This is a genomic window from Nitrospinota bacterium, assembly GCA_016217735.1.
Lineage (GTDB): Bacteria > Nitrospinota_A > UBA7883 > JACRGQ01 > JACRGQ01 > JACRGQ01.
On record JACRGQ010000040.1, the window covers coordinates 1 to 26678 of the forward strand.

Consider the following 26678-nt stretch of genomic DNA (forward strand, 5'->3'; position numbering starts at 1 on the left):
GACAAAAGAACGAGGCAAGGGACGCGCTGTTTACAGAAATATTTGAACAGTTCGGGACGCAGGGATGAGGAATCATGCACCCCCTCCCTTCAGACTCATTTTCATATTGGAAAATACTGCGAAGTTCAGGCTCCGGCCAGTTCAAACAGTCCACCGACATCCAGGATGAGACCCACAAGGCCGTCCCCCAGGATGGAACTCCCCGAAAACCCCTTGATCCCCTGCAACCGCTTGTCGAGGTTCTTCACCACCACCTGCTGCTGTCCCAGCAAATCGTCCACCAACAGGCCGCGCTTCTCCTTCTCGGTGCCCACGATAATGACAAGGGCTTGCATGATATCCGTCCTGGCGTCCGAAAGCCCAAACATCTGGTTCAGGCGGATGAGCGGGATCAGTTCGCCCCGGACGTTGAGCATTTCACCGGAAGTGGTGACCGTGGTGAGTTGCTCCGGCTTGGGCTGGATCGATTCGCTGATGGCGACGGTGGGGATGATATAGCGCTCCGGCCCCACCTTCACCAACATGCCGTCCACGATAGCCATGGTGAGCGGCAGCTTCACCAGAAAGGTGCTCCCCTTTCCTTTCGCGGTGGTGATATCGACGCGCCCCCCCAGGCTTTCCACATTTTTGCGGACCACATCCATACCCACACCGCGCCCGGAAAGGTCGGTCGCCACCTCGTGCGTGGAAAAACCCGGAAGGAAAATGAGGCCGGTAAGTTCTTCGTCGGTCTGCTGCTTGTTGGGGTCGATAAGCCCCCGTTCGACCGCTTTTTGCCGCACCCTGTCGAGCTTCAGGCCGCCGCCGTCGTCCTTGATTTCTATGACGACGTTCCCCCCCTTTTGGTACGCCCCGAGGGTGATGGTTCCATCGCCCGTTTTTCCGGCGGCGCGGCGCGCTTCCAGCGATTCCACGCCGTGATCCACGGCGTTGCGCAGCAGATGCACCAGCGGATCGTTGAGCTGCTCCACGATGGTCTTGTCGATCTCGGTCTCATCGCCGTACACCACGAAATTCACCGCTTTGCCGGTCTTGCGCGAGAGGTCGCGCACCAGCCGGTTCATTTTCTGGAAGGTCTGCCTGAGCGGCACCATGCGCAGCGACATGATGTGATCCTGTATGCCGCCGGTGATCTTCGCCATCTCCGAAATGTCCTTCGAAAGCTTCTGGTTTTCATCTTTTTGCAAGAGATTGTTTTGCGAGATGATCGCCTGCGAGATCACCAGTTCGCCCACCAATTCGAGCAACAGGTTCAACTTCTTGGTGTCCACCTTGATGGCGCCGGCCGCGGGGGGCTTTTGAACCGCGGTCTGCGCGGTGAGGGCCGCGCTCACCTCGGCCTTCGATGTGGCCCCCATGTCCACCAGGATTTCGCCCAGCGGCTTCGCCTTCTGTTCCAGCGCTTTTTGAAGTTGGTCGGGCGTAACTGAATGCTGCTCCAGCAGAATCTCGCCCAATTTCGGGGGAGCCGGCTCTTCATCACCGCCGCCGAAAAGCTTGCGGTCAATCAGGATGAGCACCGGATCGATCTCCAGCCTCCTGACCTTCCCCTCGAAATTCGGCAGATTCTTTTTCCCTTCGCGCAGCGTGTCGTCGATGGCGCCAAGCCCTTTTTCCAGCGTGTCGCGCGTCACCATCACGATGTCGCTGAACTCGCGGTCCACCTTCATCTTCCCTTTGCGCGCGTTATCCAGCAGGTTTTCCGCGTCGTGACACAGCGTATTGATCTCGTTCATCCCCAAAAAGCCGGCCGCTCCCTTGAGGGAATGGAAGACCCGGAAGAGCGAGTTGATGATGTCCATGTTCTCCGGATTTTCTTCCAGGGCCATGACGTACTCTTCAATCTTGTTGACCATTTCGGTCGATTCGTCCAAAAAGCCTTCGAAGATCACCACATCATTTTCGTCTATGAGGACGATCTTGCTCGTTCCCGTCTCCGCATGTTGCGGGGGAGCCTCCGGCGCGGGCTTGGCGGAAACGGCGGCCGACCCGGCCGCGGCGGGGGGGGCTTCCGGCGTCACGCTGAATTTTTCCTTGAGGATGGCTATCAGCCCGGCCGCGCGTTCGGCAAAGTTTGCGGCGTCATAGGAGGGGCCAAGCATATCGCGGCAAAGATTGATCGCTTCGTCGATCTGCGCCACCGCCATCGGGCCGGAATGCGGCTCCACCTGGTAGAGCAGGAATTTTTCCAGCATTTTCCCGAGGCCATCGAAGATGAACCCCATCTCCTTCGGCTGAAGCGGCGCAACGAGGCTTTTTAATTCGTCGATTTGCTGGCTGATACCGACGGTGGCGGTAAGGTCGGAAAGATCGGCGTCAGCCATTGTGCAGGATAGCGCAAGCGAGTCGAGTTTCTCTAAAATCGCTTCGTTATTTGAAGCCATCGCCACTCATCTCCCACCGGCCAAACCGGCAAAACGCTATGAATTGCCGCGCGTTACACCATTCTAATTGTATATTTTTGCGACAATACTGTCAACCCGCAACACCCGCATCCTCCCGCAACAGATGCTCCGCGAAGGCGGGTGGGGTTAAGCGCCCCCACCCGAAAAAAATTCCAACCGTTTTTTGGGCCTAGTGGACGAGATCCTCAAACGCGGTGAGCCGCTTGATGTCGTTGTAGCGGTCGACGATGTTGTGCATGGTCAGGCTGGTGAGCTTGTTGAGGCTGAATGCTTCGACATTGAACGAGGCGAGCGCGCTGCCGACGATCATTGCCTGGCGGATGATCTCGCCGGAGATTTCGCCGCGCCGGGCGATATAACCCATCACGCCGCCGGCGAAGGTATCCCCCGCGCCGGTCGGATCGTACACATCTTCCAGCGGATAGGCGGGGGCGGAAAAAATTTCCCCGCCGTAAAGGGCAATCGATCCGTATTCTCCCTGCTTGATGATAACGGTCTTGGGGCCCATCTTCCGGATGGCGTTCCCGGCTTTGATAAGGCTGGCGTGGCCGGTCAATTCGCGCGCCTCCATTTCGTTGAGCACCACGAGGTCGACCAGTTCGATCGCCTTTTTCAGGGATTCCTTCTTGGTCTCAATCCAGTAATTCATGCTGTCGAGCGCGATCAGCTTCGTCCCCTTGAGCTGTTTGATGACCTTGATCTGGAGGTCCGGGTCGATGTTCCCCAAAAATACGAAGGGAGTCTTGCTCTGCGCCTCGTCGAGATGCGGGTCAAACTGCATGAGCACGTTGAGCTGGGTGTCGAGTGTTTTCGCCACGTTCAGGTCGTATCCGTAGGATCCGCGCCAGCGGAACGTCTGGCCGTCCGCTTTGACCAGCCCTTTGGTGTCAACGTCGTGTTTTTCGAACATTTTCATGTAATCGGCCGGAAAATCCTTGCCGATGACCGCCACCAGCCGGACCCCGGCGAAGTAGCTGGCCGACACGGAGAAATAGGTGGCGCTCCCGCCCAGCACCGATTCGGCCTCGCCGAACGGCGTTTTCACGGAGTCGATGGCGACGGTGCCCACCACCAGCAGGTTTTTTTGGTTCCCTTTTTGATACGTCATGCAAACTCCCCCTTGGATTTGTTCCCGCGAATCACGGGAAATAGACCATGCTTGTTTTTTTAAACTCCCGGTTGCTGTAGAGCATTCCGTAGTCCTTGATGCCGGTCGCCTCGGATATCCGTTTCGCCACCGCTTCGCAATCCTCTTTGCTCTCGCCGTGGATCATGGTGAACAGGTTGTAGGGCCAATCGGCGTACGAGGGGCGCTCGTAGCAGTGGCTCACCTCGCGGAAGGAAGCCATGACCTCCCCCAGCCGCTGGCGGTCTTCCGCGTTTGGCACGGGCCACACCCCCATGCCGTTGGCGCTGAACCCGGCTTTTTGGTGGCGCAAAATGGCGCCGAAGCGGCGGATCCACTTCTTCTCTTTATAGAGGCTTATTTTTTCCACCACTTCCTGTTCGGTGATGCCCGCCGCGTCGGCGATTTCCTTGTACGGGCGCAACGACAGCGGGATGTTCCCCTGCAGGGCCTTCATGATTTTTTTGTCAAGCGGGGTTATTTCGGGGTTCATTCTTCGTCCTCCGCGGCGCCGTTGGATTGCTCTTTTCCGTCGTTGAATTTGAAATCCACCTTGATCTTGAATTTTTTGATGGCCGGCATGTTGCGTATCTCGGCGCAGCCGGTGGCGGTCTCTATTTCCTTCAGTATCTGGTTGATGCGGGCCGGGGATTCGGCGATCACGGTGAACCAGATGTTGTACGCGTGGTTGCGCTGGTAGTTGTGGGTCACTTCCACATAGCTGTTGATCTTCGCCACCACCGCGTCGATGAGCGCCGGCGGCACCTTGACCGAGCAAAGCGTGCTGCTGAAATTAAGCCCGCGCGAATCATAGCTGGCGCCGATGCGGCGGATAATGCCGCCCTCTTTCATGGCCACCACGCGCCGGTGCGCCTCTTCTTCCGTGATTCCGGCGCCGTCCGCGATCACCTGATAGGGGTGCGGATCGATGGGAAACCCTGATTGGATGATGTTCAGGATGCTCCGGTCGATGTTGTCCAATTCCATAAAAAGCTCCATTCCGTCGGGTCAAAGTTGAATGCCTATACTATATCAAAAACGCGGAGCGGAGCAATTTCCACATTTTCCGTAACACGCGGGGTTCGCCTGGAGATGGCGCCGTCCGGCGGTTACCGGCCGCTGTTTTCCAGCAGTGCGTCCCATCCGTTCATCGGTTCCATCGTAATCCGTTCAGGCTGATCCGCCATCACCTCTCCGAGGGTATCGGATAAAAACGCCTCCACATGCGTGTCGCGCGCGCCGTTGACGGCGGGGGGCTTATCGCCACCGAGGGTGAATGTGGCGGCAAGCGCCAGAACGAGCGTGGCGGCAAGCGCCCAGGGCAAATGCCCCAAAAACCCGCGCGGCGCCGTGGATGACGCGGCGGCCAGTATCCGCGCATATTCTCCCGCTGGCGGGGGCGGGGGAGTGGGACGGTTCCGGCGCAGCAACCGTTCCAAATCCTTTTCGTCAAGTTCCCGGTTCATGCGGTTACTCCGTTTTCCTGGAAAAATTTCCCCATTTCGGCGCGGGCGTAGTGCAGGCGGGACTTTACCGTCCCTTCCGGCAGACCGAGCGCCGTGGCGGCCTCCCGCACCGTAAGTTCTTCAAAAATGCAGAGGGTAACCACCGCCCGCCGCTCCGGCGAAAGCAGCCGCAACCCTTTTTTCACCAAGTCGCGGTAAAGGGCATTGGCCTCGCCCCCTTCGCCGCCAAGGATGTCCGGCAGCCAGTTTTCCGCTTTGGCCGCCGCGTTTTTCCGGCACCAGTCCAGCGCGGTGTTCGTGGCTATCCGGTATATCCACGTTTTAATGTTGGCATTTTCCTTAAAACCGGGAAGCCCTTTCCATATCTTTATGAATGTCTCCTGCACGAGATCGTCCAGGTCGTTGCCGCCGCAGATGTTGTACAGCACCGCGCGCACCAACCCGGCATGCGTCTCATAGACGGCCCGGAACCGGTCCGCGCCGCCGTTATCCATCGGAACCATGCCCCTATTCTAGTACGGTTATTTCATTCCGTGGCCCTTCATGCCTGAATCCCCGCGTTTCGCGCCGCCGGAATCCATTCCGCCATGATGGAACGCGCCCATTTGCTTGCGTTGTTCGGGAGTGAGAACCGCCCGTATTTTGAGGAGCGCTTCAAACCACGCCTCCCCCACCGCCGCGCGCAACGCGCGCACTTTGCCATGTTGTTCGCGCAGTTGGGCATCGTCGGCGTCGCCTTGCATCATGTCGCGCATTTTCCCATGTTCGGCGCTGAGTTGTTCGGCGGCCGTCTTGATGGCTTCGCGCTGTTCGTCACGGATCTGGCCGATCTTTTTTTTCTGTTCGGCGGTCAGGTTCAGTTTTTCCATCCACTGATGGTGTCCCTCTCCGTCTCCCCCATGCATGCCGTATCCCGCTCCGCCCCCCCCGCGCGGCCCGTTTCCCCGGGGTTCCGCCGCCACGGCGCCGGTTCCCAGGGCGACAACCGCCGCCACGGCCAGCGCCGCGCAGGTTCCCGCAAATGTTGATTTGTTCATGGCACATCTCCTCTATTTTGTGTCTAACCGATTAGACGCGCGGCGGGCGTGAAAAGTTCAAGCCGGGCATGGCTGAACGAAAGAAACCCGGTCATCGGATGTCTCCACGCCCCTCAGTGGCTGCCGATAAGCCGCAAAAAAGATTCCGCTTACCAGAATTTTTCGAGGTGGATTTGTCCGGGTTCCTTTTTCTTATGTTCCCTAAAGCCTTCGGACGAAAGGGTTTGCAACATATCTTCCGCCATCGCCGGGGCGCCGCAAATAAAAACGTGCGTATCATCCGGCTTTGGCTGAAACCCCCAGCGCGGCTCAAGCGCTTTTTTCCGCCACAGGTCCTGCACATAGCCGGTATGTCCGGTCCATCCCTCTTTTTCCCCGTCCGGGCGGCTTATGGAGGGAAGGTAGGCGAAGTTTTTAAAATAATACGCCAGCGTGGAAAGCTCGGCGCGGTAACCCAGATCCCATGAATGGCGCGCCCCGTGGAAAACGGCAAAGCGCCGTTCGGGCCGGACTTTGAACTCCGTGCGGATCATGCTCATATACGGCGCAATGCCGGTGCCGGTGGCGATCATGACGATATTCGACTGTTCGGGAACCTGTTGCAACGTGAACATCCCCTTGAACTTTTCGCCCAGGAAAATTCCGTCCCCTTCTTTGAGGTTGAAAATCCTGGGGGTGAGCGATCCGGAGCGGATGAGGGTGATGTAGAGTTCGACAAACTCCTTTTCCTTCGAAGACGAGGCGATGGAGTAGGCACGCTTGATAAGCTTATCAGGGGGCGGCGCTTCCGTGTCGGGATCCGACAGTTCGGTGCGTTTGGCGGAGCCGGGCAGGGCGAGGACGGCGTATTGTCCCGGCTCAAAGTCCGGCAATTCCCACCCCCCGGGGCGGACACGCAGGATTATCAAACCGGGCGCGACTTCAACGCGTTTCAGGACAACGGCGTTCAACTGGTTTTCTTCCATGGGGCCACCTCCGTTAATTGTCCATACCCATTATATGGGAAAATCACTTCCTGCCGGACTTATTTGGCATAAGGCAGCATACGATGCGGTTTTGTGGAACGTTACAGTGAGTGGGCGGAGGGAAGTTATTTCACGTTGGCGTGGGCGGAAGAGAGCGGGATTTTCATTTCCGTCTTTGTGATAACCACCGGCTGGTAGGAGAGGTAAACCTCCGCCGCCACCTTGGCGATATTTTTCGGCCGGATGGCGAAACGGAACGTTTCCACCCGCGATTCCCCCGGTAAAAGCCGGTTGTCGCTCGACACCTTTTTGCCATGGAGGAACGCGTCGCCATCGGTCAGCATTTCGTTTCCCTTGCCGTCCAGAATCCGTTTGCGGTATACCTTTTTTTTCACTTCCACCACGTTCCCGGCGGCATCCATCGCGCGCACTTCCAGCACCAGCGTCCGCGCCGGAGTGCCGGTGGGGATGGCGTGTCCCGCCCCCTCGTTCACCAGCAGCACGTCGGCCAGCACGGCGTCGTTCATGCGCACCGGCTCTTTCGTTTCCACCCGCACCGCGCCCAGCATTTTTTCCATGCTGTGGGCGAGTGAATGGTCGTGGATCGAGTTGCGCCCGTTTTCCTTGGCGCTTCTGCCGGGCATCTCGGCCATGTGACAGTTTTGGCAGTGTACGCCGGACATCATGTATTGCGATTTTTTCCATTCGTCATAGGTGTTCCCCACCTTCGCGCCGAGGTGGTTCGTGAAGTCGTGGCAACCGGAGCAAAGCCGCGAGGTGGCGAACGCCTCGCCGTAGGCGGCGCCGTGCTCCTTGGGAGCGCTCTCCTTCAGCGCGGAACGTTTCACATCGCCCGTCTTCAGCACAAATTTCCCTTTTTTCACATCTTCCACGCTGTGGCAGAAATCACAGGTGATCCCCTCGCGGGTTATTTCGTCCTTTGCGGCATAATCGCCGGTTATCCGCGCGGTGGGGGCGTGGCAGGGAAGGCAGATTTGCGCCGCCTTGCCAGCGGTTTCGGCGTAAGCTTTCTGGTAGGCGGCCTGGAATATCGGATTGCCATAGGAGAGGGCGTGAAGCGAGTTTTTCCAGTTGTCGTAGTGATCCTGGTGGCATGCGCCGCAGGCGGCGGCGCCTTTGAAGGGCGCGGGTGTTTTTGCGAAAGCGGTGAACGGAACCGCCACCACCAGAAGCAAAAGCATGATCCGCCGGCCCATCGCAGCCTCCCGCAAATATAATGAACACCCGCGACTACGGCTACATCATACCATGTTTTTTTAGCGGGCCGGCGCCGGTCAGCGGCACCCGTTAACCCGCCGGCCGTTTTTTGACGGCATGCCGCGCAGGCATTGCCGCCGCGCCGGGTCGATTCCGTTCGGGATGTCTATCAGTCCGCCGGGAGCCACGCGTTTTCATTCCCGTTTTTTGTTTCTTAAAGATAGTGTACCGCTGTGCGGCTTTCGCAGTCAGATTTAAGGCATGAATAGTCTCCCTTGGTGGTATGATTATCCTAGTAAAGGGAGGATAGGTGATGGGGAGTCTCCGTTCTGCTTTTCGCATGGCGGGCTTCGGCTTTTTCTTTCTCGTCTGTCTTTTTCCCGCCGCCGCCGGAGCCGCATCCTTCTCCCTTAAATCATCTTCGCAGTTCCTCTGGGGTGAAAACTGGCTGGGCGAAGGCAACCCGGTGGTGGCCGAATACCTCAAGTTTAAATATGACGGCGAATCCAAAATGCGGTTTACCGGCTACGGCAGGGTATCGAAGGACTTCGGCGCGGGAAATCTGCGCGATACCGCCGCCAGTGGCCGCCTCTATTACGGCTATCTCGATTATTGGGGTTTTGATCTTTTTTCATTGCGGATGGGGCGGCAGTACACCAGCTATTCCGCCGGCGGAATGATACTCGACGGGCTGACCGCCGATTTCCGCAACCTTTCGCAATATGCCGGGATGGCGTTTTCGGCCGGCGGGGATGTGCAGATGCCGATCAACTCCGATTACTCCACCGACAGGAGAATGGCGGCGGCCGCCAGCATCTATCTGAAGAACGCCGGACTCACCGAAGCCGACATCAGTTATCTGCGCAAATACGACGATAAAAACACCGCGCGCGAAACGGTGGGGGTGAATGTGGCCTCTTCGTTCCGCTGGGCAAAACCGTATGCCCGAGCCGCCTACGGCAATCTTACGGAGTCGTTCGACACCATCATCGCCGGCCTTGATATTTATCCCACCGCGCGCCTGGCGATCCGGGGGGAATACTACCAGGCGTATCCCACATTTGATTCGACCTCAATCTACAGCGTTTTCGCGGTGGATCGCTACAGCGAGTACCTTTTGAAGACCGCCTATGACGTGACGGCGCGCTTTTCCGCCTTCGCCGCATACAAACGGCAGTTGTACGAGGAGAACGACACCGCCGACGTCATTTCGCTGGGAGGGCTGTACCAGCCTACGGATGGCACGTGGGTGAATGTGGCGTTGGATAACCGGCAGGGGCGGGGGGGGCGCCTATGGGGAGGCGAAATTTATGGCGATTATAAAGCTTCAGGCGATTTCAAACTGTCGGCCGGCGTTCAGCGCGACATGTATCAGCGCGTGGAAACGGTGGACGCCTGGGCCAATGCCTCGCGCTACTGGTTGGGGATCAAGTACCGGATCAAGGAAAACAGCCAGGTGACGTTGCGGATGGAAGAGAACGTGAACGAAAACTTCAACCACCGGTTTGTGGGGAGGGCGGCCTTTGATATCAGTTTCTGAGCGCGTTATGCGCGCCACGGCGCTTTCCGCGGTAATGATGGGATTCTTGTGCCTGTTCACGGGCGATGCCGGGGCTTTTGCCCACAAAAAATATGCCACGGAACCGCGCGATGTCTGCAACGAGTGCCACAAGGATATGAATGTGGCCCAAAACCACGGGCCGGTCTGGACCACCGGCCATCGCACGTATGCGTTGAAGAGCGACACCAACTGCAAAACCTGCCATGAACAGGCGTTCTGCACCGATTGCCATTATGGCGGCGGAATCGACGCCGATCTGCACGCAAGCACCAGCGGCCCGGATTACTTGCCCAAATCGCACCGGACCGATTTCCGTGAACTTCACCCGCTCAAGGCGAAGGATGATCCCTCTTCTTGCCGGCGTTGCCACGACACCGAGCGTTTTTGCGCCGATTGCCATGCCCGGTTCAACAAAGACGACCTGATGGGCGTTTCGCACCGGAAGGGTTTTTCAGAGCTTGCGGTTCAGTTGGGCGGGGTCAAGCACAGCTCTTTCACCGCCGGACAGTGTCAGCAGTGCCACCCCAACAGCCTGCTGCCGAAGCACGAGTGGTCGGCCCAGCACGCGCGCGAAGCGCGCCAGGATCTCGCATCGTGTCAATCATGCCATCCCGATGGCGACGTCTGCCTGAAGTGCCACGCCGCCACCGATGGTTTAAAACGCAACCCGCATCCGAAAGATTGGGCGAAGATCGCGGAAAAAATGCGCGGCGCCAGCGGGGGCAAAACATGTGACAGGTGTCATCCTTAAACGCATTGGAGGGGTTGTTATGAACAGGCATATGAAACGGTTGGCGGTTATGCTCATGGCGGCCGCGGTGCCGCTTCTGTTCGCGGCGTGCGGCGATGCCAAGAAGGGAAGCGCGGGAACCGCCGCCAGCGGCACGGGAGTTGCCGCGGCGGGCGCCCGAACCTGCTTCAAGTGCCATGCGGACAACAACAGTCCGGCAGGGCTTAAAAAACCGTTTGGCGACACGCAGACGGTGGCGGCCAATGGCCCGGGATGGCTGAATTCGCGCCATGCAAACGCAAACAGTTCGCCGATATATACCGATTCAAACTGGGCATCTTCCTGTGCTTCCTGCCATGACACGAATGATGAAGGGCAGGCAATACTGAATTTCTACCTCGACACCGGGTTTGATACATTCGGGACCGTGAACAAGCCGATTGCCGGCTGCGAGTCGTGCCACGGCAACGGCGGCAACCATTATGGCGTGGGGCCGCTGGTTTATAACAATCCCGCCTCCTCCCGCTGCGGCACATGCCACAATGCCAATTATCCGCACACCACCCTCGCCCGCTACAAGGAGCAGCTTAATATCTATACCGACTACACGGCATCGGCGCACGCGGCGTCGATCAACGGCAAGGTGCTGGCTTCCGGCGCCACCGCCGAGGTCACCGCCATCTGCTCACGCTGCCATACCGATGAAGGCGCCAAGCGGTATATGAAGCTTTACGATGGCTTCTCCACCAGCCAATCCACTTATGCCGATGCGGGCACCGCCCTTGCCGCCATCTCCAACATCACCGGCGCGGCGGCCGTGGAGTGCAAAACCTGCCATGACGCGCACAACCCCGGCCGCTTCCTGGCGGAGAACGGCGCGACGTTGACCACCGTCACAATTTCAGGGGCGCCCACGGTGGTGAGCACGCCGTTTGCTAATGTTGCCAACGGCACATGGTCGGCGGAATTCGCCACCTGCAATATCTGCCACCAGTTGCTCAAAGCCGATGGCACAAAAAACACCGCCGCTTACCATGATCCGGCCGTTAACAGCGCGGCCGCCACCGATGGCAGCCAAATCATCACCGATACCCATTTCGCGACGGGCGGCAACTTTGGCGGCGCCGGAACGTCGACCAACAGCGCCGACATGACGGGGTACAGGATCGACTTCGCGGATTCGCGCGCCTGCGCCAACTGTCACAATCCCCACCAGGCCAATGTGACCATCAACCGCCAGTGGCACGCCTCGAAGCACGGGGGGGATTTCACCGCCCTCGGCGCATGGGCGCATTACAACTGGTCGAATAAAACGACCAATCCCAGCACCGACCGGGGCGTCTGCCAGCGTTGCCATACCGCCACCGGCCTTGCCGCCTACCTCGACGCATTGAAGGCCGGCGCCACCTACACGCCGCCGTTCACGCTGGATGTGAACTTCAAACCGGATTTGCTGGCGTGCAACGGCTGCCACTCCGACAACAAAGGAACGCTGCGCGACCCCGGAGCGATTACCGTCACCTATTATGGCGACGCCCAGGCGCTGGCCGATTTCACCACCACCGGCGCCGCCCCCGTCACCTACCCGGATGCAAAAGGCTCCAACATCTGCATCTCGTGCCACACGGGACGTGAAAGCGGCAGCAGCATCAAGAGTTCCACCAGAACTTTCACTTCGGGAACGAGCTTTATCAACTCGCATTATCTTACCGCCGGGGGAACCATTTTTGCCGAAACGGGGTACACCTACTACAGTTCCACCGGCACCTTCAACTACGCAAACCCGTCTTACTACCGGCACGACAAGATTGGGCTGGATTCCACGCTGGCGCCGAACACCGGCGCCAACGGGCCATGCGTGGGATGCCATATGACTTCCACGGCTGATGCCGCGGCGAACTACGGATCGCACCGCTTCCTCCCGGTGCAAAAGGATTCCGCCGGCGTTCTCACCGCGATTACCACCACGGTTTGCGCCAATTGCCACAGCGGACAATACAGCATGACCGCCACGGAGTTGGAACACCAGAACACGCTGTTCCAGAGCACCCTTGAAGCGTTGAAAGAGTTGATGGCCTCGAAAGGGTTCTACTACTCCGCCAACTACCCGTACTGGTATTCCAATGCCGCCGGAACCACCGCCGCCACTTCATGGGGCGCAACCAAGGCCATCGGCCAGCAGAATATGGGAGCGGCGTTTAACTATAATCTGCTGAAACACGATCCCGGCGCCTACGCCCACAACCGGTACTACGCCAAGCGGCTGATTTACGATTCGATGGACTGGATGGATGATCAAACGCTTAACCACAGCACGCCGGGATACCTGAACAGCCTGGCCGGCGGCGTAACCTATAAAGCGGATGCCATCGCGTATCTTATCGACAGCAGCGCCACGGCAACCGACCCGTTGACCGGCAGCGGCGCAACGCAGACCGGCGGCAGGCCGTAGTGAATAATTACCCGCCGGCGGAAACGCCGGCGGATGACCTTTACGTTAAGGGAGGTGAAAGATGGTCCTGATCATGGGGCGAATTGGGATGGGGCGGGTTTTGCCGCTGGCCCTGTTAGCGGCCATCTTTTTCACTGTCACCCCCGTTATGGCCCAGGACGATGAGGATGAAGAGGAAAAGCCGCCGGCCGATTTCGTGATGAAAGACACCGGCAAAGACGATTGGGTCATGTTGAGCCACGCGAAGCACGAGAAAAAAGTTCCCAAATGCACATCCTGCCACCCGAAAGTTTTCTCCTCCAAGCTGGGGCGGACCAAGGAAACAAAGGGTGAGGTGAAGATGGAGGCGATGGAAAAAGGGGAATTCTGCGGCGTCTGCCACAACGGCAAAGAAAGCTTTGACGTTAAAGTAAAAGAAGATTGCGTAAAGTGCCACAGCGTTAAGAAAGAATAGCCCCCTTAACCGGCGCGGCGTCATCCAGGACGCCGCCGCGCCATGAATGGCGGAATGGGTCGCATTATGGCCGGAAAAATTCGCCTTGTAATGTTGATAGCTCTCTCCTTGCTCCCGCTGTGCGCGTCCGCGGCGGAGCGTGATGCCTGCCAGGCATGCCATGCCGATAAAACCCTTGCCGTAAAACGGGGAGATGCCGCCGTCTCCCTGTTCGTCGATCCCGCCGCGCTGGACCGCTCGGTGCATAAAGGTCTCGATTGCGCCGATTGCCACACCACCGCAAAGCTGAAAAAGGGGGTGCATAAGGAGGGCCTGGACGCGGTGGTGTGCGGCCGGTGCCACGGCGATGTGGCGATTGATTACCAGACGGGGGGGCATCACCAACAGGCGAAAGAGGGGGGCGGCGCCGTACCCGTCTGCGCTTTTTGCCACGGCAACGGGCATTCGGTACCCGCCGCGCGTGAACGGATGGCGCGCGTTCACCGCGCCAACCTGGCGGAGCTTTGCGGCGGTTGCCATAGCGAAGGAAAAGCGCCGCATACATGGCGAAAGCCCGGCGGCGTGGAGCGGAACTTCAGCGATGCGATCCACGGACGCGCGTTTTATGCCAAAGGGCTGTTGGCCGCCCCCACCTGCGCCGATTGTCACGAAAGCCATCGCGTGCTTCCCGCCACCAATCGTCTTTCGTCGGTCGCCCCGCACAATCAACCCGCCACATGCGAACGCTGCCATGAAGGGATGGGGAAGCGCCACGCGGGAATCCTCAAAAGCGCGGCGGGCGCAAAAGGGCGGATCGCCTGCGCCACCTGCCACCCGGTACACCGGCGGACGCCCGTCATGGCCGCGCGCGCGGGAAAAAGCGAGGCCGAGTGCCTGAAATGTCACGCCGCACCCATTGCCGGGACGGCCAAACCAGTCGTCGCCGCCGACACGGCGGAGCTTGCCGCATCGGTGCATGCCGGCATCCCCTGCATCACCTGTCATACCGGCGCTTTGGCAAAAAAGGGGAAACATGACATCCGCATGGAGAACGTGGCATGCGCCAACTGCCACGCCCGCTTTGCGGATGAATATGAACAGAGCACCCACGGCAGGCTCCGCGCGGCGGGAAACGGGAACGCGCCATACTGCACCGATTGCCACGGCAGCCACGGCATCAAAAATCACCGCGATGTGACGGCGGCCACGTATCACAACGCCATCCCAAAACTCTGCGGCAGATGCCACGGTGGCGGCAAAGGCGGGAAGCCGTATCCGGCGGAGTACGACTATACCCGGAGCGTGCATGGCAAAGGGGTGGAACTGAAAGGATTGACCGTCGCGGCGGTCTGCACCGATTGCCACAGCAGTCATTTGATAGTGAACAAAGGGGATCCGCGCTCCGCGGTACACCGCGACAATGTCACCGCCACCTGCGCCGATTGCCACCGTGGCATTTACACGGCCTATGTAAAGGGTGTTCATTATTCGGAAGAACCGGGGAAAATGGCCGGCCGCCCCACCTGCGTTGATTGCCACACCGCCCACAGGATCGGCGAAACCGGAAAAAGCGAGTTCATGGTGAGCGTGACCGGCGCATGTGGAAACTGCCACAAGGATCTGGCCCAAAAATATCTCTCCTCCATGCATGGAAAAACCTGGCGGCTCGGCTATATGAAATCGGCGAAATGCGCCGATTGCCACAACCCGCACATGACCCTCGCGGTGGACGATCCGGCAAGCGAAGTTGGCCCGGCGAAACGGCTGGAAACCTGCCGCAAATGCCATCCTTCGGCGGAGCCGCGGTTCACCTCTTTTATCGCGCACAGCGATCCGCATGACCGCGGGCGGTATCCCGCGCTGTTTTGGACGAATATGTTCATGATGGCGCTGCTTGCCGGCGTGTTCGGATTTTTTGGGCTGCACACGCTGGCGTGGCTGCCGCGCGCGCTCAGGCATGTCCGGTTGCATGGCCAGTCTCCGCGCCGCGCCGATAAATACTTTATCCGCTTCACCCTGGCGCAACGGATCACCCACCTCTTTGTCATCGTCAGTTTCCTGCTGCTTGCGGCCACCGGGCTTATGCTCAAGTTCTCGGAAACCGGCTGGGCGCGGGCGCTGGCGGTACTGTTCGGCGGCGTGGCGGGAGCGGGGCTTTTGCACCGCATCGGCGCGGTGGTGACCTTCGGTTATTTTTTCTACCACATCGGCGAGGTGTTCTTGCGCTGGCGGCGGAGCGGCATGGGGGCCAAGGCGTTCTTTTTAGGCAAGGACTCGATGGCGCCGAACATGGATGACGTGCGCGATTTCATCGCGACGGTGAAATGGTCCGTCGGCCAGGGGCCGCGGCCGGTCTACGACCGCTGGACCTACTGGGAAAAGTTCGACTATTTCGCCATCTTCTGGGGCGTGCCGGTGATCGGCCTCTCCGGCCTTATGCTCTGGTTCCCCGAATTGTTCACCTGGTTCCTGCCGGGATGGGCAATCAACATAGCCGCGATTATCCATGGCGAAGAAGCGCTTTTGGCGGTAGGCTTTATTTTCACCATCCACTTTTTCAATACGGATCTCAGGCCCGACAGCTTCCCTGTCGATACCGTCATTTTCTCCGGCCGGATGACGATGGAGCGGTTTATGGAAGAACGCGGCCGCGAATACGAGCGGCGCCGCGCGGCGGGGGAGCTTGATGCGTTCATTACCGATGAACAGTTGCCAAGACCGTATGAACGGGCCATTTTCTTTTTCGGCATGATGTTCCTTTTGACCGGACTCTTGCTTGTGGCGCTGATAATCTTCTCGGCCATCTTCGGCTGATGCCGGTCAATACATCTTATTGCGCTACGGGAGCTTCCGGCGGCGGGGCGATTCCGTCAAGCTTCTTCTTGATATCCTTGGCGGCGCGTTTGATCGGCTTTGGATTGTGCATGCCGTGGCTGCCGTCGTTTACGATGCCCAGGACGAACGCCTGGGCGTTTTCAACGGCCAGTTTCTGATCCGCTGACAGGTTCATTTTTCCGGCGCGGGCGGTGCCGGCGCGCAACTCATCGATGAGGGCGTCCATGTCTTTCACCCCCTTTTTCATTTTTTCCGCGTAGGCGGGATCTTTGTGGCAAGCTGCGCAATCCTCCGGCGTCACGTTTTTGCCGTTCATCAGGTGGCACCTGGTGCAGGGGAAATCGAGGCTCTTCATGCTCGGCTCATCCACCGCGTTCCATCGTCCCTGAATGATGTCGTTTTGCGGCGTATGGCACTCCTCGCATTTCTTCGTGATTTTTTTCCGGTGATGGCACGGGGCGCATCCCGCCTTGTCGATGGTCAGTTCGGCATGTTTCACCGCGATGCTGTGGCACCGCTGGCATTCAAACCCGGCTCCGGCGTGGGTCTTGTGATTGAACGGCAGGCCGGCATACAGCGGGGCGGCCTTGTCCAGGTAGAAGTGGCAGGTGAGGCAATCGGCGTTTGGCTTCCGTTCCTTTATGCCGGCCGGCGGCAGGGCAAGTGAAACTTTTGCCTGTGTGCCGATATCCGCGAGGGAGGCCCGCGCCGCTTCCAGTATCTCGTTCGCATAACGGACGTTATGCACGATGTTGCCGTGCGCGACGATGTCCAGGTTTCCGCGCAGGGCGGCCAATTTTGTTTTTGCCCCTTTGCCGGCCAAGTGTCCCTCCAGTTCAGCCGCCGCGTTTTTCAGCGCGGCGACACGCTCATCGGCGGCGCGTTGCCACGTTTTGATAAGTTTGCTAAAGCCCCGTCCGTGGCAGGTGTCGCAGCTTTTGCCGCTGGCATAGTAGGAGCCGGGGGCTTTTTCACCCGCAACCGTCAGGCCGTGGGAGATGTGGCAACCCCGGCAGTTCAGCCCGATTTGAAACATCCGGTTCGGCAAGGAAGGAACGCCGCTGGCCCCTTCGCCGGTGAAAAGGGTAATCGTGGCGTTGTGGTGCGACGGATGGCAGGTTTGGCAGTCCGCCGCCGTTTTGGCGTCGCCGGGGCGGAGCTTGTGTTCGATGGCAAGGTGGCACCGCATACATTCGATCTTGTTTTCGGAAATATGCGTTTGGTGCATAAGGCCGGTGTCGCTGAACTGGTTGAGCCGTTCGCTATCCCAGTGGCACGCGAAACAGTTTTGCTTGGCGACGGGGCCGGTTCCCATAACGGTGTGGCTGTGGCAGGTCTGGCAGGCCAGCTTCTCGCGCAGCACGATACCGTGGTCATAGCGCAGCTCACCGGCCTTCGAGCGGCGCGCCATCACATCGCGGGCGTGGCAGACGGTGCATTCGGCCTGTTTCGGCGTGCCGCCCCCTTCTTCCGTTTTAAAGTGGCAGAGATAACAGGCGGTCGCCGTGACGGTGATATGCAGTCCCTGCACGATCTGCGAGTGGCAACTGGTGCAGCGGAGTTTCTTTCCCCGTTTCAAATCTCCCAGGTGCGGGACGTGGTCGAACACCACTCCTTCTTTGTAGTTGACCCTCCCCTTGAGGAGGCGCGTTTCGTGACAGCCGGTCCGGAGGCAGCTTTCATCGGGTATCTCGGCCCACGGGCGCGATTTTTTATAGGTGAGCGAGGTGTATTTCACCAATTGCACCAAGCCGTTCAGTTTGCCGGCGATGGCCCCTTTAAGGCCGGGGGCGAAGTGGCATTCGATGCATTCGACCTTTTTGTGCGAGGAGTTCCGCCAACTGTCGTAAAACGGCTGCATGTAGTGGCATGTAACGCAGAAGCTGGAGCGGGAAGTGAAAACAGCCAAGCCGGCGGTGAGGATCGCAAGACCGAAAAGCGAAAACGCGGCGATGGCGAGAGCTCGTTTGAGCTTACCCATAAGATTTTTTAAACCTTCCCCGAATTGATGGCTGCATTATACCATCCCGCGCGGGGCGGAAGAAGGGGGATGGCGTTTTTCCGCATCTCCCGCATCGCCGGGGAGGCGCGGACGTATTACAATATAAGCATAATGCCCGACATGAAATTTTACCGCTGTTCCGTCGCCGATACGGCCGCCGCGCTGCGGACCGACCCGCATAACGGACTCTCCGGGGAGGAGGCGGCGCGCCGCCTGAAGGCCAGCGGCCCCAACCGGATCGAAAAAATAAACAAGCGTTCCATGCCGCGCATTGCGCTGGAACAGTTGACCGACCTGTTGGTTATCATCCTTATTGCGGCGGGCCTCATCTCCGTATATCTGGGAGTGTACCGCGACGCGCTGCTTATGTTCGGCATCGTGGCGGCAAACACCGGCATCCGTTTCTACCAGGAATATAAAGCGGAAAAAATAATCGAGGCGCTCGTCGCCATGATGATACCCGAAGCGAAGGTGGTGCGCGATGGTTCGGTGCTGGAGATCAGCGCGCTGCACCTCGTCCCCGGCGACGTGGTGCTGATGGAGGAGGGGGACGGCGTACCGGCCGACATCCGTCTTGCCGAAAGCGAAAATTTCGCAACCAACGATTTCCTCCTCACCGGCGAAACGATGCCGCAGCCTAAAAGCCACGCGCTGGCCATCACGCGCGACGTGCCGGTGACCAACCAGGACAACTGTGTCTTCAGCGGCGTGACGGTGGCGCGCGGCGCGGCCCGCGGCATCGTTTTCGCCACCGGCATGAACAGCGAAATCGGCCGCATCGCCGCCGGCACGGAAGAAATCGGCATGGTTCCCTCCCCCTTGCAAAAGGAGGTGGGCGACCTCGCGCGCAAGCTCACCCGCATCACGCTCGCGGTGATGGCCGTTCTGTTCGCCGTGAAGCTCCTCTTCCAAACGCCGCTGCACGAGGCGCTGGTCTTCGCCATCGGCGTGGCGGCGGCGCTGGTGCCGGAAGGAATGCCGACCCAGATATCCGTGGCGCTGGCGCTGGGGATGCGGCGGCTGGGGCGGCAAAACGCGGTGGCCAAAAAACTTTCCGCCATAGAAACCATCGGGGCCGCCACCGCCATAGCCTCCGATAAAACCGGCACCATCACCCGCAACGAGATCACCATCAGCCACTGCCACTTCGGCGGCCGCGTCTTCTTCATCTCCGGTCACGGCTACGCCCCCATAGGCGAAATCGTCGACACGGCCGGGAAAAGCTATCACCGCGAGACCATCGGCGACCTGAAAGTCTTTTTTCTCGACGGCTATCTCGCCTCCACCGGAACCGTCCACCCCCCCGACGCCGAACACCGCGCATGGTACGCCGTGGGCGACCCCACCGACGCCGCCTTCGCCACGCTCGCCCAAAAGGCGGGGTATGATCTTGACGAGGTGGACCGCCTCTACCCCCGCATCACCCTCTTCCCCTTCGATAACGAGCGAAAGCGGATGTCGGTGGTGCGCCAACACAAGGAAAAGCGTATCGTCTTTGCCAAGGGGGCGCCCGAAACCGTGCTGGCCGCCTGCGCGTTTTATGCAACCGACGGCATCGTGAAACCGCTGACGGACGCCGACCGCGAGCGGCTGCTGAACCTCGCCCGGAGCCACGCCATTCAATCGTTGCGGGTGCTGGCGCTGGCGTACCGGGACATCCCCCCGCGTGAAACACATACGCGGGAAGAGGCGGAAAGCGATCTGATCTTCTCCGGCATCGTCATGATGCTGGATCCCCTGCACGACGGCGTGAAGGAGGCGGTTGCCGCCGCCTACGCGGCGCATATGAAGGTGGTGATGATAACCGGCGATAACGCCGCCACCGCCAAATCGGTGGCGCACGCCATCGGCATGTTGGCCGATGGCCAACGCCTGCCGGAGGTCATCGACGGCGAGGAACTGGAACGGATGGACGACGCGGCTGTGGATCGGACGCTGCAAGCGCGCTCGGTCATCTTCTCCCGCGTGACGCCGCGGGACAAGCTACGCATCGTCGAAATCCTCAAAGCGCGGGGGGAGGTGGTGGCGGTCACCGGCGACGGGGTCAACGATGCGCTATCGCTCAAGCGGGCCGACATCGGCATCGCGATGGGGCTCAAGGGAAGCGAGGTGGCGCGCGAAGCGGCCGACCTCGTGCTGCTGGACGACAACTTCGCCACCATCGTCGTCGCCATCCGGGAAGGGCGCACGATCTACCGCAACCTCGAAAAGACCATAACCTCCTCCCTCACCTCGAACTTTGGCGAGCTTTCCTGCGTGCTGCTCGGTTTCGCGGGAGGCTTTTGGGGCATTCCCCAACCATTACTGGCGGTGCAAATTCTCGCGGTCGACCTCATCGGCGAAATGCTCCCGCTCACCTTCCTGACCTACGACCCGCCGGAGCCGGGCCTCATGACCCGCCCGCCGCGTTCACTGCATCACCACATCATCAACCGGGAAACGCTTCCGAACATCATCTTCTTCGGCTTTCTCATGGGGCTGTTCGCGTTCGGCGCGTTCATGGGAATCTACTACGGCCACGCGCACGAAACGCTGCATTACGAGCGGGCGCTGGCCGCCGCCTACAGCGCCATCGTCCTCTGCCAGTTCATGAATATCCTCTCGCGCCGCACGGACAAGTCGGTCTTCGGCGTCTACCTGTTTACCAACGGCCATCTGCTGGCCGCCTTCTTCGCCTCGCTCCTCTTCGTGCTGGCGATTGTCTACGTGCCGTGGATCAACCCCTTTTTCCACACCGCGCCGCTCACCGCCGCGGAATGGCGCTACCCGCTGGCCGCCGCCGCCCTCTTCCTGGTGGCGCACGAGTTGCGAAAGGCGCTCCGCCCCTCCCCCGCCGCCGCCTGACACCCTGACTTTTATCAACCCGTAAACGGGCGGTTTCCCCTTCTAATCGTGATAAGATAATTAGAAATCAACAAGTGTTCATTGCAGAGGTTTTTATGGCCGAACCGGATAACAAACAAGATATTTCCGAATTGACTAAACGGGAATACAAATACGGTTTTACGACCGATATAGAAGCGGATGTGCTGCCCAAGGGGCTGAACGAAGGAACCGTGCGCGCCATCTGGGCAAAAAAGAACGAGCCGGACTACATGCTGGAGTTCCGGCTGGCCGCGTACCGCCAGTGGCTCACCATGAAGCACCCGAACTGGGCGCACCTGCAAATCGACCCGATAGATTTTCAAGACATCTCCTATTACTCCGCCCCGAAGAAAAAGGAAAAGCTGCAAAGCATCGACGAGGTGCCGCCGGAAATCCTGCACACCTTCGAGAAACTCGGCATACCGCTGATGGAGCAGAAACGGCTTTCCAACGTGGCGGTGGACGCGGTGTTCGATTCGGTGAGCGTGGCGACCACCCACCAGAAAAAGCTGGCCAAACAGGGGATCATCTTCTGCTCCATCTCCGAAGCGCTGCACACGCACCCCGAACTGGTGAAGAAATATCTCGGCTCGGTGGTGCCGATAACCGACAACTTCTACGCCGCGCTCAACAGCGCCGTCTTCTCGGACGGCTCGTTCGTCTACATCCCGCCGGACACCAAATGCCCGATGGAGCTTTCCACCTACTTCCGCATCAACACGGAAGAGACCGGCCAGTTCGAGCGGACGCTCATCATCTGCGACAAGAACAGCTCGGTGAGCTACATCGAGGGATGCACCGCCCCGGCGTTCGACACGCGGCAACTCCACGCCGCCATCGTCGAGCTGGTGGCGCTGGATAACGCCGACATCAAATACAGCACCGTGCAGAACTGGTTCGCCGGCGACCCGGATACCGGCAAGGGGGGCATCTACAACTTCGTGGTGAAGCGCGGCAAGTGCCAGGGGGTGAACAGCAAGATAAGCTGGACGCAGATAGAGACCGGCTCCGCCATCACCTGGAAATATCCAAGCTGTGTGCTGATCGGCGACAACTCGCAAGGCGAGTTCTACTCCGTGGCGCTCACCACCGGACACCAGCAGGCCGACACCGGCACCAAAATGATCCACATCGGCAAGAACACCCGCTCCGTCATCATCTCGAAAGGGATATCGGCGGACGTGGCGAGCAACGCCTACCGCGGCCTGGTCAAGGTGGCAAGCGTGGCGGAGGGCGCCCGCAATTACACCCAATGCGACAGCATGCTGGTGGGGGACAAATGCTCGGCGCACACGTTCCCTTATATCGACGTGGGAAACGAGAACGCGCAGGTGGAGCACGAAGCCTCCACCTCGAAGATAAGCGAGGAGCAGCTTCTTTACTTCCAGCAACGCGGCATCGGGAAGGAAGAGGCGATACGGACGATACTCAACGGATTTTGCAAAGACGTATTCAACCAACTGCCGATGGAGTTCGCGGTGGAGGCGCAGAAACTGCTCGCGCTGAAACTGGAACACAGCGTCGGATAAATCCATCGAAAAGGAGAATAATTTTATGGAAGCGATAAAAATTCTTGAAGGGAAACCCTCGTTAAACTGGGAGTATGATGAGGAAGCGGATGTTTTGTATATTTCAGCGGGCGAACCCCGGCCCGCTGTCGGGAAAGACATAGGCGAAGGGGTTATCGTCCGCTATGACGAAAAGGCAAAAGAAATTGTTGGCATCACGATAGTGGGCATTATGGCGCGTGTTACAAAAGATGAAACGGCCGCATAAAATGCTTGAAATAAAAGAATTGCGCGCGGGATTCGGCGAAGCCGAGATCCTCAAGGGAATATCGCTCACGGTGAAGCCGGGGGAAATCCACGGCATCATGGGGCCGAACGGCCACGGCAAAAGCACCATGAGTAAAATCCTTATCGGCCACCCCGCCTATGCCGTCACCGGCGGCGGCGTCACCTTTAACGGCAAGAACCTGCTGGAGATGACGCCGGAAAAGCGGGCGCTGGAGGGGATGTTCCTCGCCTACCAGTACCCGGTGGAAATCCCCGGCGTGAACAACGCCGAGTTCCTCCGCATGGCCTACAACGAAAAGCGCAAGCACGAAAAGCTGGAGCCGGTCGACCCGCTGGACTTCGACGAGCTGCTGAACGCCAAGATGAAGTTCCTCAGCATGGACAGCCGCTTCAAGGAACGGAGCGTGAACGAAGGCTTCTCCGGCGGCGAAAAGAAAAAGAACGAAATCCTCCAGATGGCCCTGCTGGAACCGAAGGTGGCGATACTGGACGAAATAGACTCCGGCCTCGACATCGACGCGCTGAAAGTAGTGGCCGAAGGGGTGAACAAGCTGGCCGGGCCGGGCAACAGCCTGCTGGTCATCACCCACTACCCCCGCATATTGCAGTACATCAAGCCGCACCATGTGCATGTGCTGATCCGGGGAAAGATCGTCCGCTCCGGCGGCATGGACTTGGCCGAAGAACTGGAACAGACCGGCTACGACAGCTACCTGAAAGAGAAATAAGATGGCTCCCGGAGAACCGATAGTCAAAGACTCCCCTTTCTTCGCGGCGCTGGACCGCTTCGCCCAGAAAACGGAGTTCCGCGCGGTGAACGAGGCGGCGCTGGCGCGGATCATGGAACTCGGGGGGCTGCCGGGGCGCAAGCATGAGATGTTCACCTTTGCCAACGTCCGCCCGCACATCGACCTCCCGTTCCAGCCGAAGTTCGGCGTGGAGGGGCTTTCCCCCGCCGCCGTGCGGAAGCTGGTCTACCACGGCTGCGAAAAATCGTTCCTCGTCATCGCCGACGGCGTCTATTATCCGGGGCTTTCCGACATCAGCGCGGTGCGCGAAGAACTGACCGCCCGCCCGCTGGCGGATGCGATGGCCGATGCGGGTGCGCGCCTGCGCGACGCGGCCGCCGCCGAAAACGACATCACCGCCGCGATGAACGGCGCGTTTTGCTCCAGCGGCCTCGCCATCGGCGTCAAAGCGGGGGCGAAACTCTCCGCGCCGCTGCAAATCATCGTCTACTCCACATCCGCGAAAGAGCGGCTGAACGCAACCTTCCCCGCCGTCACCCTCGACCTGGGTGAAGGGGCCAAAGCGGTCGTCATCGTGAAATCGGCCGGCGATGCGGGTGCGTACCTCTGCAACGCGCTTTTCGACCTGCAGCTCGGCATTGCCGCCACGCTCGACTGGGCCTACATCCAGTCCGACGACACGGCGGCGGTGCATCTTGCCAAAACCCGCCTGGCCGCCAAAAAATACGGCCGCTTCAACGGCGTCATCGCCTCCAAAGGGGGCAAGATGATGCGGCACCACAGCGAATGCCGCCTGCAGGGGGAAGGGGCGGAACTTTCCCTTTCGGGCGTCGCGATCCTTGAGAAGAAGGAAGAGGCTCACCATTATGTGCGGGTACACCACGAGGCCCCCCGCTGCCAAAGCCGCCAGCATTTTAAAAACATCCTGCACGACGCCGGGCACAGCAGCGTGGATACCTGCGTAACCGTGCATCCCGGCGCGCAACTCACGGACAGCAACCAACTGGTGAACAACCTGATGCTCTCGCCGGACGCCGTGGCCGATAACAAGCCGTGGCTTTCCATCTATGCCGACGACGTGAAATGCACGCACGGGGCCACCGTCGGCAAGATCGACGAGGATCAGATTTTCTACCTCAAGAGCCGCGGCATCGCGGAGGCGCGGGCGCGCGCGCTGCTCACCACCAGCTTCGCCCAGAGCGTTATCGGGGCCATCCCGCAAGAGGACGCCGCCCTCGACGCGCGCGACATGCTCATCGGCAAACTGGAAGCAAAAGGATTTGGAGTCAACTGACATGACCGATTTTAACGTGGAAAAAATCCGGGCCGATTTCCCGATGCTCGCCGCGCTGGAGGGGGACAAACCGCTGGTCTACCTCGATAACGCCGCCACCACCCAAAAACCGTGGGTGGTCATAAACCGGATACGCGATTTCGACAGCAAGGAATACGCCACCGTCCGGCGCGGCAGCTATCGCTTGGGCGAGCGCGCCACCGACAGTTTTGAACAGACGCGGAAAAAGGTGCAGAAGTTCATCAATGCCGCCGACCCGCGCGAAATCATCTTCACCAGCGGCGCAACGCAGTCGATCAACCTCGCCGCGTACAGCTTTGGAAAAAAGTTTATCGGCGCCGGCGATGAGATTATCGTCACCCAGATGGAGCACCACGCCAACTTCGTGCCGTGGCAACTCCTCTGCCAGGAAAAGGGGGCGGTGCTCCGCGTCGCCCCGATTACCGACAGCGGCGAAATCATCATGGAAGAGTTCGCCAAACTCCTCGGCCCCAAAACAAAGCTGGTGGCCGTGACCATGTGCTCCAACGTGCTGGGGACGGTGAACCCCGTGAAAGAGATTTGCAAAATGGCGCACGGCGCGGGCGTAAAAGTTTTGGTGGACGGCGCACAGAGCACCCCGCATATGGCTATCGACGTGCGCGGCATCGACTGCGATTTCTACGCATTCTCCGGTCACAAAATGTACGGCCCCAGCGGCGTCGGCGTTCTCTATGGAAAATACGAACTGCTGGATGCGCTGCCCCCATATGTTTTGGGCGGCGACATGATTAATGCCGTCAGCATCGAAAAAACCACGTTTTCCAAGCCGCCGGGCCGGTTCGAGGCGGGCACCCCCGCCATCTCGCAGGTGATCGGCCTCGGCGCGGCGGTGGATTACCTCACCGGCATCGGCATGAATAACATCGCGGCGTATGAACACGAGTTGCTGGAATACGGCACCGCTGTTCTTTCAAAGGTGCCGGGACTCCGCATCATCGGCACCGCGCCGCGCAAGGGGGCGATCATCTCTTTCACGATGGATGCGGCGCATCCGCACGACATCGTCACCATCATCGACCACGAAGGGGTCTGCGTACGGGGCGGCCACCACTGCGCCCAGCCGCTCATGGCCCGCTACGGCGTGCCCGCCACCAGCCGCGCCTCGCTGGCCTTCTATAATACGAAGCAGGAGATAGACCACTTGGCCAAAGCCCTGCAAAAAGTGCTGGAGGTTTTCGCGTAATGTCGTACCAAAGCGAGCTGTACCAACAGGTCATCCTCGACCACAACAAGAACCCGCGCAACTTCAGGGAAATCGGCGATACCGCCCACTCCTGCAACGGGCACAACCCGCTCTGCGGCGACAAGATAAACATCTACCTGAAGATCACGCCGGGCGATGTGATAGAGGATGTGTCGTTCACCGGCTCCGGCTGCGCCATCAGCAAGGCGAGCGCCAGCCTGATGACCACTTTCTTAAAAGGGAAAACCGCCGCCGAAGCAAAGGTGGTGTTCGACGAGTTCCACAAGATGGTGCTGGGCGACCTCGACCCCGCCACGCAGGAACACCACCTCGGCAAGCTGACGATCTTTCAGGGGGTGCGTGAATTCTCCTCGCGCATCAAATGCGCCAGCCTCGCGTGGCACACGCTCATCTGCGCCATCGACAAAACCGGCGAAACCACGATGGAGTAAAGACTCCATTATCCCATTCTTGTCATCCTGAGCCACGGGCGAAGGATATCTTTCCGGAAAGAGATTC

Annotated in this window: 20 protein-coding genes and 1 pseudogene; 12 read left to right on the forward strand and 9 right to left on the reverse strand. The window is 59.4% G+C overall.

Annotated features, from left to right (window positions below):
* Window positions 1–125: 125 nt before the first annotated feature.
* The 8 genes and pseudogenes from HZA03_06225 to HZA03_06260 form a co-directional block, all read right to left on the reverse strand.
* Window positions 126–2384, reverse strand: a complete 2259-nt coding sequence (locus tag HZA03_06225) for a chemotaxis protein CheA (GenBank protein MBI5637548.1) — start codon at window positions 2382–2384, stop codon at window positions 126–128.
* Between the two features lie 190 nt (window positions 2385–2574).
* Window positions 2575–3513 carry a sugar kinase gene (locus tag HZA03_06230; GenBank protein ID MBI5637549.1) on the reverse strand — a complete coding sequence of 313 codons (939 nt, stop codon included), beginning with the start codon at window positions 3511–3513 and terminating at the stop codon, window positions 2575–2577.
* Between the two features lie 31 nt (window positions 3514–3544).
* Window positions 3545–4518 (reverse strand): annotated as a pseudogene (locus HZA03_06235) (Lrp/AsnC family transcriptional regulator).
* Window positions 4519–4640: 122 nt separating this feature from the next.
* Window positions 4641–4997, reverse strand: coding sequence for a hypothetical protein (locus HZA03_06240; GenBank protein ID MBI5637550.1), 357 nt, complete (start codon window positions 4995–4997; stop codon window positions 4641–4643).
* A complete protein-coding gene (locus HZA03_06245) occupies window positions 4994–5500 on the reverse strand; it encodes a sigma-70 family RNA polymerase sigma factor (protein ID MBI5637551.1) in 507 nt (168 codons plus the stop codon). Before HZA03_06245 ends, HZA03_06240 begins: the two co-directional genes overlap by 4 nt.
* A gap of 18 nt (window positions 5501–5518) precedes the next feature.
* Window positions 5519–6034, reverse strand: a complete 516-nt coding sequence (locus tag HZA03_06250; protein MBI5637552.1) for a Spy/CpxP family protein refolding chaperone — start codon at window positions 6032–6034, stop codon at window positions 5519–5521.
* Between the two features lie 149 nt (window positions 6035–6183).
* Window positions 6184–6999: a ferredoxin--NADP reductase gene (locus HZA03_06255; protein ID MBI5637553.1), complete on the reverse strand. Its 816-nt coding sequence runs from the start codon at window positions 6997–6999 to the stop codon at window positions 6184–6186.
* A gap of 125 nt (window positions 7000–7124) precedes the next feature.
* Entirely contained in the window at window positions 7125–8216 is a 1092-nt protein-coding gene (locus tag HZA03_06260) for a hypothetical protein (protein ID MBI5637554.1), read from the reverse strand.
* A gap of 341 nt (window positions 8217–8557) precedes the next feature.
* Between HZA03_06260 and HZA03_06265 the strand changes: the two genes are divergently transcribed.
* The 5 genes from HZA03_06265 (at window position 8558) to HZA03_06285 (ending at window position 16207) form a co-directional block, all read left to right on the forward strand.
* Entirely contained in the window at window positions 8558–9757 is a 1200-nt protein-coding gene (locus HZA03_06265; GenBank protein MBI5637555.1) for a hypothetical protein, read from the forward strand.
* A 34-nt stretch (window positions 9758–9791) separates the two neighbouring features.
* Window positions 9792–10529 (forward strand): cytochrome C, encoded by a 738-nt coding sequence (locus HZA03_06270; GenBank protein ID MBI5637556.1) that lies wholly within the window; start codon window positions 9792–9794, stop codon window positions 10527–10529.
* 19 nt (window positions 10530–10548) lie between these two features.
* Window positions 10549–12960, forward strand: a complete 2412-nt coding sequence (locus tag HZA03_06275; GenBank protein MBI5637557.1) for a hypothetical protein — start codon at window positions 10549–10551, stop codon at window positions 12958–12960.
* 88 nt (window positions 12961–13048) lie between these two features.
* The gene (locus HZA03_06280; protein ID MBI5637558.1) at window positions 13049–13414 is read left to right on the forward strand and encodes a hypothetical protein; all 366 of its coding nucleotides are present in this window, start codon (window positions 13049–13051) and stop codon (window positions 13412–13414) included.
* Window positions 13415–13504: 90 nt separating this feature from the next.
* A complete protein-coding gene (locus HZA03_06285) occupies window positions 13505–16207 on the forward strand; it encodes a cytochrome c3 family protein (GenBank protein ID MBI5637559.1) in 2703 nt (900 codons plus the stop codon).
* A 16-nt stretch (window positions 16208–16223) separates the two neighbouring features.
* On the opposite strand, the gene HZA03_06290 is transcribed toward HZA03_06285, so the two are convergent.
* Window positions 16224–18209 carry a NapC/NirT family cytochrome c gene (locus HZA03_06290; protein ID MBI5637560.1) on the reverse strand — a complete coding sequence of 662 codons (1986 nt, stop codon included), beginning with the start codon at window positions 18207–18209 and terminating at the stop codon, window positions 16224–16226.
* 132 nt (window positions 18210–18341) lie between these two features.
* On the opposite strand from HZA03_06290, the gene HZA03_06295 reads away from it, so the two are divergent.
* The 7 genes from HZA03_06295 to HZA03_06325 all read left to right on the forward strand — a co-directional run bounded on the left by HZA03_06295 (window position 18342) and on the right by HZA03_06325 (window position 26611).
* Complete coding sequence (locus tag HZA03_06295) at window positions 18342–21074, forward strand: cation-transporting P-type ATPase (protein MBI5637561.1); 2733 nt, start codon at window positions 18342–18344, stop codon at window positions 21072–21074.
* Between the two features lie 95 nt (window positions 21075–21169).
* The gene (sufB, locus tag HZA03_06300; GenBank protein ID MBI5637562.1) at window positions 21170–22624 is read left to right on the forward strand and encodes a Fe-S cluster assembly protein SufB; all 1455 of its coding nucleotides are present in this window, start codon (window positions 21170–21172) and stop codon (window positions 22622–22624) included.
* Window positions 22625–22649: 25 nt separating this feature from the next.
* On the forward strand, window positions 22650–22871 hold the full coding sequence (locus tag HZA03_06305; GenBank protein ID MBI5637563.1) for a DUF2283 domain-containing protein: 222 nt from the start codon (window positions 22650–22652) through the stop codon (window positions 22869–22871).
* 1 nt (window position 22872) lies between these two features.
* Window positions 22873–23619, forward strand: a complete 747-nt coding sequence (sufC, locus tag HZA03_06310; protein MBI5637564.1) for a Fe-S cluster assembly ATPase SufC — start codon at window positions 22873–22875, stop codon at window positions 23617–23619.
* 1 nt (window position 23620) lies between these two features.
* Window positions 23621–24934, forward strand: a complete 1314-nt coding sequence (gene sufD, locus HZA03_06315) for a Fe-S cluster assembly protein SufD (protein ID MBI5637565.1) — start codon at window positions 23621–23623, stop codon at window positions 24932–24934.
* Between the two features lies 1 nt (window position 24935).
* Window positions 24936–26159 (forward strand): cysteine desulfurase, encoded by a 1224-nt coding sequence (locus HZA03_06320; GenBank protein MBI5637566.1) that lies wholly within the window; start codon window positions 24936–24938, stop codon window positions 26157–26159.
* Window positions 26159–26611, forward strand: a complete 453-nt coding sequence (locus HZA03_06325; protein ID MBI5637567.1) for an SUF system NifU family Fe-S cluster assembly protein — start codon at window positions 26159–26161, stop codon at window positions 26609–26611. Before HZA03_06320 ends, HZA03_06325 begins: the two co-directional genes overlap by 1 nt.
* Window positions 26612–26678: the final 67 nt, after the last annotated feature.